We start from the raw sequence: 13,093 nt of genomic DNA, 5'->3' as shown, positions 1-13,093 counted from the left end.
ACCTATCAGTATGTCGAGACGACCGGAATGGCTGGGGCGACTGGTGATCACGGTTGGATTCCGGTCAACACCGGCCCACAGCCAACTGATCAGAGCGGCGGCGTTCAGATTGCGGATGGGGGCCCGACCGTGCAGCAACTCATGAAAGCCGCCACAGATCCGCGATTGAGCGCCGAACAGCGCGGCGTCGTCGGCATGCTGCTGAAACAGAAAATGTCCGCAGCCGACCCGGCCACGCAATTGGAGATGGAGAAGAACCGTCTCGACATGGAGAAAACTCGTATCGAGACGGAGCGGCTTCGCAATCCGCAGATGACGCCGGCAGAAAAGGCGCGGCTCGATTTCGACGAACGCAAGATGCAAGCCGACCAGGACAAGCTCATTGAGGTTGGCGGCTCTCTTGTAGATCCGAAGACTCATCAGGCCGTCTATACGGGCCAGCAAACCGATTGGGAAAAGCTGGACGACGGGACGCTGTACAACAAGCGCACTGGCGAAACGAAAGCTGTCGCTGCATCGCCCGGCGGCAGCCAAGGCAACATGTTCAAGGGAAATTCAGTCGACGCCCAGGCGCTCAACTGGCTGGTGAACAACAACAAGGTCACACAGGAACAGGCAGCCCAGATCGCGGCTGGCAAGACCATCACCGGCCCGAATGGTGAAATGATGTTCCTGACGCCTTCCGGCATCGTTGCACAGATGCCGGGACAGGCGCCTCAGCCCATCACGCCGCCTGCCGCTGGTCCTGCTGCTGGCGCCCAAGTGCCAGCCGGTCCAGCGCCTGTGCAAGCTCCTCCGGCCGCTGCCCCGGCGCCGGCTGCGCCAACGAGCCCGCGCTCGGAAAACCAGTCTCCGAACCAGAACGCGGGCATCGTTCCGTTGACCGGTCCGAAGTCGAAGCCGCCGAACGAGCAGCAGCAGCGAGACGCTAAACTCTATTCAGTGGTCGCGCCCGAGTTGAAGATTGTCGAAGACAATTTCTCCGCCTTGTCCAACCTGTCGGATCAGGCGCTTTCAGCCGTGCCGCACGGTTCGGACTACGGGGCGGATTACCTGAAATCGTCGGACTATCAGCGGGCTTCGAACTCGCTGAAGACCATCATTGCGTCCTACCTCTACAGCGTATCTGGCGCCACGGCGGCACCTGCCGAAGTGGAAAATCAGGCTTCCATCCTGACGCCCAAGCCGGGCGAGGCGAAGGAATCGGTGAACGACAAGCTGGCGCGCGTCCGTGCGATGGTCGACGCCATCAGGAGCAGTCGCGGCGGCGGTGATGCTCCGGCTGCGGAGCCGACCGGCGCCGGCACGACGAGCAACGGCTTGAAATGGAGCATTGAACCCTGATGGCAACGCTCAACATCCAGGGCCAAAAGGTCAAGGTCGACGACGCCTTTCTGTCGATGACGCCCGAGCAACAGAACGCAGCAGTTGAAGAGATTGCGAAGTCTCTGCCGGCCGCCGCGCCACTGGACAGCGGAGCTGTTGGTGATGCCAACGCACGCGCGAAGGCTGGAATTGCCAAGGCGCAGCAGATCATGGCAGGCGGCGGCCCCAAGCCGGAAGAAGGTCACGAGGCGCCTACGTTTGTTCCGAACCCAGAAATGGGCGCCACGGGAACCTATCTCACCTCGACAGGCGAGGGCGTGCCGATCGCCGGTCCTTACATCGACAAGGGTCTTACAGCCGCGTCCGCTGGCATAGGCTCGCTGTTGAGCGGTGAACCCTATTCGAAGGTCAATGCGGAGATGACCCGCATGAACGAGGCGAGCCGCGAGGCCCACCCAGTCGCGCGGACGCTTGGCAACGTGACCGGTGCGGTTGCTGGCACGTTGCCGGCAATGATGGCTGCGCCAGAGGCGTTTGGCATTGGCGCAGCGTCGAAGCCGCTGCAATATGGTCTTAGCGCGCTTTCTGGAGCCGCGATCAACGGTGCGGATTCTGCTGTGCGTTCGGGGGGAGATATCAAGGAAGCCGGCAAAGGCGCCGGGATCGGGTTTGCAACTGGTTTGGCTGCGCCATTCTTGGCGCCACTGATCGGTAAGGGCGTGAAGGCCGTTGCCGACAACCTTCACATTGGCGCGGTTGCGCGCGCTCTCGGGCTCGACAAGAGCGCCGCCAAGGTCTTGGCGGGCGCTGTCCGTCAGGATGCTGTAGATCCCGCTGCTCTGTCGCAACTCGGCGACAATGGCATGCTGATGGATCTTGGCCCGAACATGCGTCACACGGCCGGCGCCATTGCCGCTACGCCTGGCGAGGGCAAGACTATTGTTCGGAACGCCATCGGCGCACGCGATGCCAATGCCAACTGGCGTATCCGGTCGGCCCTTGATGAAACCCTTGGCGAGGCTCCTACGCCGTCGCGCATCATCCATCGAGCCAACACCAATCAACAGCGCCTCGCGCCTGAATATCGAGAGGCTTTGCGCGATGCCGGCCCCGTCGACACATTGCCGATTGCCCGCTATCTCGAAACCGAAGCCCAGACATTGCGCGGCGAGCCGCAGCGCCTTGTGCAGCGTGTCCGCTCGATGCTCGACCATCAGCCGACGCCGGCTGACATTGCTCGGGCTCGGGCCAATGACCAACCACCTCCTGGCACATCTCTGGTTTCGGACGCGGGCGAATTGCTGAACACTCGGCACGCCATAGACGACATGCTGGAGACGACCCAGGGAACGAACGCTGTCAACGCCCTGACAACAGCGCGGCAGGCTGTCGACGACGAGCTTCGGGCGTCGGTTCCCGGCATCAAGGAAGTTGACGCAAAATATGCAGAGCTGGCCCGGCAAAAGGATGCCGTGCAGCGCGGTCAATCCGTCCTTTCAAGCGGCCGGGAAGCGCCGCGCCCCGATGAACTCGCCGTCGAAGTCCGGCAGGGCGCATTGCCACAAGGCTTGCAAGTCGGGCCATCCGCTGTGCCGCTGCGGTTGCGCGAAGGCGCGCGAGCCGAGATAGAGCGCATCGTAGGCACCAACGCAAACGACCGTGTGGCGCTTCAGCGGCTCATCAAGGGCGAAGGCGATTGGAACCGGGCTCGTCTGTCGACGCTGTTCGGGTCCGACAAGGCCCGCTCCATCATCGATCTGCTCGACCGTGAAAAGCTGTTTGCCGATACGTCGAACATCGTCACGCGCAATTCGGAGACGGCGGCGCGTGTTGCTGCTCGCGAAGCAATTGATCCCGGCAATGCACCAGGGTTTGGCGTTCGCGAAGGCTTCATTGCCGGCGGCGCCCGTGGCGCGGCCCGAGCTGCAGGCATGCGGACAGTGGATAAGGTCATCGAGGCCTTGAACAACGGCGGAAATGAAAAGGCGGTTGCCGACATGGCTCGCACCCTGACAGGCGGCCCACAACAGAGCGCAGTGCTGGAGGCGCTTATGAAGGCCGGCCGGGGATCTCGTCTTCAGCAGTCACAGGTCGATCGTGTTGCGCGCGCGCTGTTGCTCAGCGGCCCCGCTGAGGCCAACCGCCCTTGAATACCGCTCTTTGCGGTCCTCATAGTACCAGATGAGCAGAATTAGGACTGTGCCCGCCATAAAGCCGACGACCAGCCCCATCATGAATTTTGGCTCAAGACTGCTAAGAAACCAGTCTAGCCCCTGATGCAGTACCGCCAGCACCGCCATCGTAATCAAGGCCGCAATGAGCTGAAGGACGGTGTTCCTGGACATGGGCGGGAACATATGCGGAAACAGGCGGGATTGAAAGATGCAAGGCAGGCGGCCGATTTAGCATCAGGTCAGGCGGGGTGTACTTTAGTTATCGCGGGTGATCATAAGGCCTACGCTGCCCGCTTCCGAGAGGCGGCGGGCTATTTTGACAGCCAGGAACCGAATGGCGCAAGTTGGATGCCATCAGCATTCCATCCGTGGAGGCATTGGGGCGCGGACTTTCAGATTTCGCGAATGGTGGAGTGGATGCGGTAGCCCGCCTGAGCCAGTCGCGCCCGAGTGATGCCCCCATCTCTCGTCCGCACCGCATCCAACAATCTTGTAGCATCCTTCGCGCAGTCCGCATCGAGCCAAGCAACGTTTTATTGTTGACAATGATGTGACTGTAACAAAAGGGACGCCTGTAGGGGCAGCACCCGTCCCCCAAATGGCCTGCCTCTCCAGGAGCCCGCCACCATCCCGGTGGCGGGCTTTTTGCTTGGTTGGTGCCAAGCGGAGGCCCGATGACCCGCGACGTCCTACTTCGAAAGCCCCATAGCCCACCCCAAAGACAAGGCCAACGCGAGGCCAATACAAACAGCCGCCAAGATCCACATTAAGGTTATCTCCGCTCGTTATGCGAGTAACAATGCGGAACGCCCCAAATGGTTGCACATCGACGGCTGTCGACGGATTACTCTACCAGCGACAATAGCGGCTTGTGCTTTGGCCGTTCGTGCCAGATAACCTGCCGCAAGTCGCGCATGTCGACCTGCTGACCGCACGTCGGGCAGGTATAGAAGTTGTGGTCCTCATCAGCCGGCTCGCCGCCGTGCTGCTTGCCGGGGATCGATGGTCCTAGGTCGGATAGCTTCGTCATAGCTGTCAAACATTCAATTCGTCTAAAATGTTCCGGAACCATTTTAGCGCGTGCTAAATTGAATCGCAGTTTTGCGGGTCAGTTCATGCGTCTGAAGTTCATCCGGCCAATGTTTCCCACGCTTGTCGAGGTGCCGCCGACAGGGGACAACTGGATTCACGAAATCAAGTACGATGGCTATCGGACGCAAATCATAATCGAGAACGGCACGGCCCGAGCGATCACGCGAAGGGGCTACGACTGGTCATAGACGTACAAGACGATTGTCGAGGCGGCGGCAACCCTTTCCCCCAAGTCGGCAATCATCGACGGCGAGGCAATCGTCCTTAACAAGAAGGGTGTGTCGGCTTCCATTCGCTGCGGTCGGCGATGCGATGGGCGCCGGATCGGATCATCTTCGTCGCCTTCGATCTGTTGCACCTGGACGGCATCAACCTGCGCCCCGCACCTTTGCTGGAACGTCGCGAAAAGCTGCTCGAACTCGTCGGGCCTGCCAGGGGCGTTATCCAGTACAGCCACCATGTACATGGCGGCGGGGCTGACTTCTACGCTGCGGTTGATCGCATGGGCCTGGAGGGCATGGTGTCGAAGCGGCCGGACAGCGTGTATCGGTCAGGCGACACCGAAGCGTGGCTGAAAACCAAATGCTACGAGGAAGTCGACTTTGAGGTTGCAGGCGTGCAGCTAAAACCCGGTTCAGCTCCCCTCGCATTGATGGCGACCCGCGATGCGGAACGCCGCTACGTCGGATCAGCAAACATCGCCCTGACCAAAGCCATGCGCGAACGCCTATGGGCCAAGGTGCAAGAGGGGAAAGGCACGCCGAAGGGAGCGGACAAGCCCGACGCCGAATGGATCAAACCTGGCCTTGTCGGACGCGTGAAGACCTTGAAGCGCGAGGACAAGCTGCGCCATGCGACTTTGCGAGCGATCCGCGAGGCGAAATTATGACACCGCAGCCGTATCGCCCCCTGTGGCAATCGAACTCACTGGCGAACGCGCAGCCTTGAAGCCCGTCCGAATGGCCATCGAGCAGGTCTGCCCTCCCGGCGTGCTGCCATCCGAGGAATGGTTGACGGGGCTACTATGGCCCAGAGCCGATCTATGAAGGCGAGGCATTGGCCAAGGCGATCATTGAGACCGTGGAGCGCCTGACGAAGTAAGCCCGCCGCTGAGGACACAATTACAGCGGCGGGCCTTGCACTTGCACCAGAGCTTGGATTTGAGGAGGGGAATCTCAACCAAGCACATTTCCAACTTAGATTTCAGAAACAGGTTCCAGCCTACGAAAAGATTTGATTGCGGGTGGCCCGCCACCGGGTCTCGGAGCCAGTGGCGGGCCTTGCTCGGCTGTTTCAAGGAGATTTCCTTGCCAAGCGCATTCCGAACTTCGACTGCGGACGCATGTTCCTCCAGGTCGGCGCAAGAGTTTATGCACCCGGTGGGCTTTAATGACCCTTAGCGCGGTCCTGATATTCGTCCTGTCGCTTCGGCGGGTTGATCATGCGCTGTGTTCTCAGTTGGCCGGGCGTTTTGGCTTTGTCACGGAGGTAGATCCGTCGAGGAGATCGAGAAATGAGTGCAACGCCTTCACCATCATCCGTGCCCCGTTTTCGTTCAATGTGAAGGATCGCTTTCCCTCGTCAGTCAACAGCCCGACCAGGCAGACCCTAGGATTGTCACGGTCATCGATATCGATTGTGACGCCCGATACTCCTGGCAGCATTACGTCCTTTGGCTTCTTCGGCATCACAACAACCTTGACTCGTTCTCACTCCGTTCCCATTTTGGGCGGGCCTCGATCCTTGTCAATGAGACGACCGTAAATGTGTGGACGCGTTTTTGTAAAATCGACCATCCCGGACATGGTACGGCGCTTCGAGTTCGCGCACCCTGGCGACGTTGAGCGTTTGGGCAACGGGTTCCCGGTCTGGAATGGCGCGCCCAGCCTGACTTATCCAATCATTGTACGTGAAGAGCTTTCCACGAGCATGGCCGGTTTCGTTTCTGCGAAGTGGGGGCTGTTTCCCGCCTGGGCGCGCGATGGCGGCGGGCGTCCACCGCCTGTCAATGCGCGGTGCGAGACGATTGCCAGCAACGGCATGTTCCGAAAAGCATACGCCGCGCGCCGTTGCCTGGTGCCCGTCGACGGCTATTTCGAATGGCAAAAGCTCGATGTTTCGGGCAAGAAAAAGCAGCCTTACGCTATCGCCATGAAGGATGACGAGCCTTTTGCCATGGCTGGAGTATGGGAAGAATATGCCGACAAGGCCACCGGCGAGTTGATCCGGACCTTCGCTGTCGTCACCTGCGAGCCTAATACGTTGATGGCGACGATCCATGATCGCATGCCGGTTATTCTGGCGCCTGCCGATTACATGCGCTGGCTCGGCCCGGAACTGGATCCACGCGACCTTATGAAGCCATATCCTTCGGAACTGATGAAGATGTGGCCGATTGACAGGAAGGTCGGAAGCCCGCGAAACAACACGCCGGACCTCATTGACGAAATTGGCGTGGGACCAAACGACCTTTTCGACGTTTGAGCCTTTACAGTGAACGCTCGCGGTAGGAATATTGTCCTCAGGTGGGGCGACTCTCAAAAGGTGTCGCAATGGCTAGGTCAAAACCCTCAAAGCAGTTATCACAGGCTGAAATCGAGCGCTTCCTGGTGGCAGCGGAAGCGCTGCACCTAAGCATCATCAAGCCGTTCATATCACCACATTGCGACCACTACAGGCAGACGCGCGTCTTGCACGAGGTGCTGTTGAATACGGTGCGGCAAGTCACCGGGAAAGAGGTCGAGTTCATCCGGTGGAACACCACTGGACCGGTGCTGCCCCCTAAGGCTGGGTAAGCGCCTAGCGGCAGGGATCGATCAGGCCGAACCCACAGAACTGACAATGCCGGCGATGCGGATAGCGACGGCATCAAGTCCGCCGTCGTAAATTTTCGTCAGGACGCGTTCCGCAGCTTCAGCCCTTTGGGCAGTGCACCCGAGAAGGTCGCCGCCGCCCAACCTTGCCGGCCTGTTGGCGACGCAATCCCAAACTCCCCACAATCCGTCGCGCTCAATATGACAATAGAATCTGTGCTTGTGATTTTCCATGCAAGGTAAACTCCCCGCATCCCCATTGGGGTCCGATCTATCCAGGAAAGTGGTTAATGGGCCCGCGTTTGCCGATCGCACTTTAGGCTGGCCGCAGTGGTCCGTCGCCGCACGGTGGACTGCTCACTGCACCGGCCATTCTCCACGACACCAGCGCGCGTCAGACGGCTGCCGATGCGGAATCGGCGAGATGGGGGAACAGAGTTCAGACGCCGACGTTTTTTCCCCAGGTCACGCGATTTGCGCGTGTAGAACTAACGGAGGAAAAAATGAGCATCAAAATGCTTACGATGGGCGCGATGGCGCTCGCAGTGATGACGGGCTCAGCGCTGGCTGGCAGCAGCACCACTTCCGCGCTCGATGATCCTGCAAAGATGTCACCTTTCTTCACGGATGCCGGCATGAAAACCTTGAGGTCGGAAGCGGATTTCAAGACCGCATGGATGTCCATGAAACCGGATGAACAAAAGGCGGTGCTGAAAGACTGCGGCGACACCACGCTCAACAAGTCGCACGCGGATTTCTGTGCCATGGCAAAGAAGATGGGCGGCTGAGAATAACCGCTCTATAGGCGTAGTTCCCAAAATTTGGCCCGGCCGTCAGGCACGGGCCTTTTTCTGCGGGCCATTTCCTTGCGAGCCATGTTGCTTTCGTCAATCATCGGGACTGGCAGATATGCATTCGTTTGTAGCCACTCCCTCAGCACGATCTGAATGATACCGGCCGATGTTCATCTCGGCGGCGAGGGAGTTCAATGCGTCCTGTGTTGCTGGCTCTGGCGGGAGGCCGGCGACGTTCCGGAGCATCAACGCAGCGCGCCGAAGGATGATCTGAAGATTCGCCCGAAACATGTCGGCTATGCCATCGGCTGCAATCTCAAGTTCTTTGACAAAGGCCCATTCCGAAGCGACCTCGCCGAGCAGTACACAGCAATTCAATTAGACAACGGGGTATCGAGGAACGCGGGAAAATCATCTTGGCTGGATCCGCACTAGGGGGCCACGGTTCTCGCGGGCGGGCTTCAATGGACGAAAGACATGAGATGCACCTTGCTGAACTTTCGAAATACGCTGTCCAGGGGACCGCGAAGCCGTGGACCTCAACTCTGTCATTGAACGCGTAACTGCGAGGGTTATCCACAGGTCGCCAAGATTGGTAAAACGCTCCGAGCTTCGTTAAGGTCTCGTTAACACTCTGAGAGCATCGTTTGCGTGGGTTCGGTTCGTCTGAACCCCTAATCGCCTACGAAGCCCGCTGCCTAACCCCAAGCCCCCCGCCCAGGCAGCGGGCTTACTTTTCCAAAGAGAGCCACGTTAGCAGACAGCGCTCACCGGCGGAGCCGTTCGCCAAAGGCTTGGCGGAACTGCGAGAGCTTAGCAGCCGGCATCGCTGCCCAATCATGTGCGCGGAAGCCGTCTGGTGGCGGTGCCACCGCCGCATTATTTCCGACTACCTGCTCGGAGAAGGCTGACGCGTCATGCATACTCTTGGGCCGGTCATGCCGAGGAGGCCAGCCTGACGCCAGGCGCTGTGTGCGCGATGATGGAACGATCGTTTATCCCGGGGAGCATCTCCTCGGGACGCAAGCATGGATCATTGCAAGATCGCGGCCATGGCGATCGCCAGGCGTTGAAAAGCCTTCCGCGCCGGGCACAGGGTGGCGGAACAAGCTGTGACCTCGAAGGTTGGGTCACGCAGACAGCTTCTAAGGCACGCGCATGGCGTTGGACAGAGACGGGGCGAAACTAGCGGCCGGGTTGTCCGTCGCTGCATTAGCGGCATTAGCGGGATACAACGCCATCCGCGCCAAACGTGCGATCGCCAGCCTGACATGCGGACGTATGATGGCAATTGATGGTCTGCGCCTGCATTTTATCGAAGCCGGAACCGGCATGCCGCTGCTTCTCCTGCATGGCAATGGATCCATGGCGGAGGATTTCAAGTCGAGCGGCGTCTTCGATGAGGCGGCAAAGACCTACCGGGTGCTCGCATTTGACCGTCCCGGCTTTGGGCGAAGCTCACGTTCGCGCACCCGGCGCTGGTCCGCTTGCGACCAAGCCGACCTCATACATGCCGCCGCCGGCAGATTGGGTATTAAGAAATATCTCGTGCTTGGACATTCCTGGGGAGCCTGGATCGCCCTCGAGTTGGCGCGCAGGCATCCTTCATCGGTCGCCGGCATTGTGCTTGTCTCAGGCTATTACTATCCGCCACCGCGGCTGGATCTTGCACTGGCCGCACTCCCGGCATTGCCGGTGATCGGAACGGGGTTTCGCCACACCTTGTTGCCGCTGCTTGTGAGGCTTGCCTGGCCTTGGGCAATGGAAAAGATATTTCGACCCGCTATGATCGCCAGCGACTTCGCCGCATCCGCCAAGGATGCCGCCAGCCGCCCTTCCCAACTGCGGGCGGTTTGTTCGGAGTCAGCATCTATGCTGGCCGCGGCCCTGTCGGTGAAGGCCAGCTATAAGGACATTTCCGTACCGACCGGCATCCTGGCGGGATCTGGAGACCGGTTGTTCGATGCGGAACGGAATGCACGGCGCCTGCATGGCGAAGTTGGAGGGTCTCTCCTCGAGGTGATTCCGGGCGCTGGCCATATGGTTCATCAGAGCGCCCCGCAGGCAGTAGTCGGTATGGTGCACACGATTTCAGCACGGCACGCCCTTTCCCAATCGAACCGTCGGCAGCGACGTAAGCTGCGTGCCGACGAGTTCAAGCCAGGTCCGGCTCCGCAAATGTTCCAGGCGGGCGACAAGTGACGCCGCTTGCACCAGATCGTCGTTCAAATGAGCTTTCCAAATGAGCGACCAACGTCCAGCCAACACGCAGTCGGTGCTCCACCAGAACATAGAGGCACTGGTCGAGCACAGGCGACAACAGGAGGAGCACCAAAGCGTTCAGGTGCGGATTGCCGGCGCTATTTCGCGCTTCGCGGGGAGCATGATTTTCGTCTATCTGCATCTCGCAATCCTCGTCGCCTGGATCCTTGCAAACCTAGGCGCGATACCAGCCATCCCAGCTTGGGACCCAACTTTCGTGATCCTGGCCATGGTCGCTTCCGTCGAGGCAATCTTCCTGTCTACCTTCGTGCTGATCAATCAGAACAGAATGGCCGAACACAGCGAGCGCCGAGCGGAACTGGATTTGCAGATCAGCCTCCTTAACGAACATGAAACCACGCGGCTGATCGAGATGGTGGCTGCCTTGGCGGCGCGTCTGAATGTCTCCACCCCGGCCGACAAAGAGCTGCGGCAACTGGCAGAGAATGTCGATCCCCGAAAGGTGATGACCCAAATCCAGCAGGCTTCTGAAGATCAGCAGGAAGCTTGATCAAAGCGACCGCGCCGGCAAGCCGCCGCAGCGTACCAACCCGACACGAGCTTACAGCGAGAAACCATTCGCGCGGCTGCTGTAGGCCTGCAATCGTCCTCATCGTCTGGGCACTTGGCTGTCGAAGCACCAAGCCCGTCTTGGCGTTGTCCAAGGCGACGTCAGGACGTCAATCGATCGCGGCAGCGTATCAGCGGCGATAGCGAGGTACACTGGAGAGCCGAAGGTGTTCCCAACAGCATATATGATCACCAAGCCCTTCTTTCTGCCGCAGATCATAACGGCCGTACCTCAACTCTTAAATGCTCAGCAAGGTCTAGAAACTCACATCCAGGAATCGGATCTTGGCCCGAGCTGCTGACTGGATCGCACGCCGGCAAGTCTTACATGCCGTATCCTGCGCCGTGCTTCTGGCTCTTAGCCAATTATTTTCGCCTCACCAAAGCTCCCGGAACATTCTGTCCATCCTGCGTTGGGCCGCGCCGGACAATCCCTCTTGCACAATCGCCTGTTGCCCGGCATCGGAAGCTGGATCCCCACAGCTTCAGCCCGCCTCGGCTCCCCTCCCGAGGCGGGCGGCGCGGAGTTGATGCAATGCATAGAGACGCCTTCACCCCATCAGAGCTGGCCGTACTGAGCCGCGTCTTGGCGCGCAGCAATCCCAAAAAACGAGACCGAAACCGAGAGAGAACGGGGCATCGCGCATCTTGGCTTACTACCAAGCTGGGATAACGGACGAGGACGATCTCGAACAGCTTTCTCGACAATCCCTCAAGGTGATGACAGTCTTCTTCTTGAGGGCTTCGCTTCGTTTTTGAGCTTCGGCCAATCGGCGCCACGCCGGCGAAGGAGCGTCCACACCTGCCCTTGGCTACCCGGCTCGATTCATTTGCTTTCGTTTCATTTCCAGCGGGCGCTCACTGGTTGAGCTTTCGGTCGAGTTCGTCAAGCAATGACCGATGCTCTCTGGGCATTTCGGCGTCTGTCGGCAGGTCCAGCAAATAGCGAAGTTGGCGACGATTGGCGTCCGATGAAATCCACTGCCGTATGAGGCGGGCTATGACCTTCTGTTGTGCTTTGCCGATTTCTTCCATGTTGCGAACCCGAGCTGTCCATTGGTCGAACCCGGCGGCTCTTTGATGGTTCCAGGTCGTGCATAACAAACCGAGGCGGTCGAAGAGCAATCTGCAGGTTGGACGGTTACTAGCCGCATGACGGTGTCGACCGTATGATGACGCCGCTTGCAGGCCAGGGCGCGGCTTACGACTCGGCCTGGCCGACCATCAGTTTGGGTTGTCCAATGTTGTGCTCATACCGGCAGGGCGGCCAGTCGTGTCCTTGCACGCTGCATCCGACCCTCGATCGTGGCTATGTCGCAATCACAAATATTGGCGGCGTCTTCGTGCGACAGTCCGATCATGCGAACCAGGACCGTGGCCTGGCGTTCCAGGACAGGCAGGCGGTCCATGGCACGAGCGATCCTTAGACCGTTTCCACTCCATGCCTGCGCGTCGCCAGCCAAGCGTTGCGACAAGCAGCCCGACGACCTCTCATGTCGAGGGGCCGCGTTTTCTTGGCCAAACAAGTCATGCGCATGATGGCAAAGAGCCTTACCTGGCTGATGTTGGCGGCCGAACTGTTATTCGCGCCAAAAGTTCGGCTGGCCGGCAAGGGGGTTCCGAAACGACGGCCGTCGCGTGGTTATCGTCATTTCGGCAATTCAGCATGTGCACATACTAACTCCGGCGGACGGGCCACCGCGCGGCATGGCCCCACGCACGGAGCGTTCTGCCGGCGTCGAGCGTGATTCAAGGTGACAGAATCACAGCCGCCAGTTCTTAGGGCAGCTAGGAAGTAATGCATCAACGCCGCACCGGCTGCCCCATCCTGGAACACTTTAATGCGCGCCGCCAGGAACGGGGTCGCTGTGCTGACGTTCTTCTGGGGACTAGGTGAGATTTCAGTGAACAGGCATATTTCGCGGACGGATGACGAACAAATCGATCACACGGATGACAGCGGGTTTACGATAGAGCACGGCGTCCCGCCATCTTCAGCAATCGCGGCAGCGCTGGCCGGTGGGCTGGAGGCCAGCCGGCACAAGCACATTATCCATATAAC

At 59.5% G+C, this 13,093-nt stretch carries 13 protein-coding genes and 1 pseudogene; 11 read left to right on the top strand and 3 right to left on the bottom strand.

What is annotated here, in order from left to right:
• From EN932_RS15275 to EN932_RS39730, 3 genes and pseudogenes are all read left to right on the top strand, one after another.
• Window positions 1-1,344: pseudogene (locus tag EN932_RS15275) on the top strand (hypothetical protein); the annotation flags it as partial.
• Window positions 1,344-3,476 (top strand): hypothetical protein, encoded by a 2,133-nt coding sequence (locus EN932_RS15270; RefSeq protein ID WP_128368902.1) that lies wholly within the window; start codon window positions 1,344-1,346, stop codon window positions 3,474-3,476. The pseudogene EN932_RS15275 and the gene EN932_RS15270, both read left to right, overlap by 1 nt.
• Window positions 3,477-4,944: 1,468 nt before the next feature.
• A complete protein-coding gene (locus EN932_RS39730) occupies window positions 4,945-5,481 on the top strand; it encodes a hypothetical protein (RefSeq protein ID WP_348630207.1) in 537 nt (178 codons plus the stop codon).
• Window positions 5,482-6,046: 565 nt separating this feature from the next.
• Here the strand turns inward: EN932_RS39730 and EN932_RS15245 are convergent.
• The gene (locus tag EN932_RS15245; protein ID WP_027162013.1) at window positions 6,047-6,280 is read right to left on the bottom strand and encodes a hypothetical protein; all 234 of its coding nucleotides are present in this window, start codon (window positions 6,278-6,280) and stop codon (window positions 6,047-6,049) included.
• 76 nt (window positions 6,281-6,356) lie between these two features.
• Here EN932_RS15245 and EN932_RS15240 point away from each other — a divergent pair, with 76 nt between their 5' ends.
• Together EN932_RS15240 and EN932_RS38900 are read left to right on the top strand one after the other, a co-directional pair.
• Entirely contained in the window at window positions 6,357-7,076 is a 720-nt protein-coding gene (locus EN932_RS15240) for an SOS response-associated peptidase (RefSeq protein ID WP_128368899.1), read from the top strand.
• A 68-nt stretch (window positions 7,077-7,144) separates the two neighbouring features.
• Window positions 7,145-7,387, top strand: coding sequence for a hypothetical protein (locus EN932_RS38900; RefSeq protein WP_127366849.1), 243 nt, complete (start codon window positions 7,145-7,147; stop codon window positions 7,385-7,387).
• Between the two features lie 21 nt (window positions 7,388-7,408).
• Here the strand turns inward: EN932_RS38900 and EN932_RS15230 are convergent, their stop codons facing one another.
• Window positions 7,409-7,639, bottom strand: coding sequence for a hypothetical protein (locus EN932_RS15230; protein ID WP_127366848.1), 231 nt, complete (start codon window positions 7,637-7,639; stop codon window positions 7,409-7,411).
• A 269-nt stretch (window positions 7,640-7,908) separates the two neighbouring features.
• Here EN932_RS15230 and EN932_RS15225 point away from each other — a divergent pair, with 269 nt between their 5' ends.
• The 5 genes from EN932_RS15225 to EN932_RS15205 all read left to right on the top strand — a co-directional run bounded on the left by EN932_RS15225 (window position 7,909) and on the right by EN932_RS15205 (window position 10,972).
• Window positions 7,909-8,193: a hypothetical protein gene (locus EN932_RS15225; RefSeq protein ID WP_013525246.1), complete on the top strand. Its 285-nt coding sequence runs from the start codon at window positions 7,909-7,911 to the stop codon at window positions 8,191-8,193.
• A 159-nt stretch (window positions 8,194-8,352) separates the two neighbouring features.
• Window positions 8,353-8,634: a hypothetical protein gene (locus EN932_RS39725; protein WP_164753914.1), complete on the top strand. Its 282-nt coding sequence runs from the start codon at window positions 8,353-8,355 to the stop codon at window positions 8,632-8,634.
• A gap of 212 nt (window positions 8,635-8,846) precedes the next feature.
• Window positions 8,847-9,110, top strand: a complete 264-nt coding sequence (locus tag EN932_RS39720; protein ID WP_164755114.1) for a DUF488 domain-containing protein — start codon at window positions 8,847-8,849, stop codon at window positions 9,108-9,110.
• A gap of 247 nt (window positions 9,111-9,357) precedes the next feature.
• On the top strand, window positions 9,358-10,401 hold the full coding sequence (locus tag EN932_RS15210; RefSeq protein WP_127366847.1) for an alpha/beta hydrolase: 1,044 nt from the start codon (window positions 9,358-9,360) through the stop codon (window positions 10,399-10,401).
• 40 nt (window positions 10,402-10,441) lie between these two features.
• On the top strand, window positions 10,442-10,972 hold the full coding sequence (locus tag EN932_RS15205) for a DUF1003 domain-containing protein (RefSeq protein WP_128338339.1): 531 nt from the start codon (window positions 10,442-10,444) through the stop codon (window positions 10,970-10,972).
• A gap of 917 nt (window positions 10,973-11,889) precedes the next feature.
• Here the strand turns inward: EN932_RS15205 and EN932_RS37955 are convergent.
• Window positions 11,890-12,066, bottom strand: a complete 177-nt coding sequence (locus EN932_RS37955) for a hypothetical protein (protein ID WP_164753997.1) — start codon at window positions 12,064-12,066, stop codon at window positions 11,890-11,892.
• A gap of 806 nt (window positions 12,067-12,872) precedes the next feature.
• Here EN932_RS37955 and EN932_RS38405 point away from each other — a divergent pair.
• The coding region (locus EN932_RS38405) for a hypothetical protein (protein WP_206618937.1) at window positions 12,873-13,093 on the top strand (221 nt) is incomplete at its 3' end.

It is taken from the genome of Mesorhizobium sp. M7A.F.Ca.US.002.01.1.1 (assembly GCF_004022955.1).
GTDB lineage: Bacteria > Pseudomonadota > Alphaproteobacteria > Rhizobiales > Rhizobiaceae > Mesorhizobium > Mesorhizobium ciceri.
Note: the sequence above shows the minus strand (reverse complement) of the source record. Positions and strands in the feature narration are given on the sequence as shown.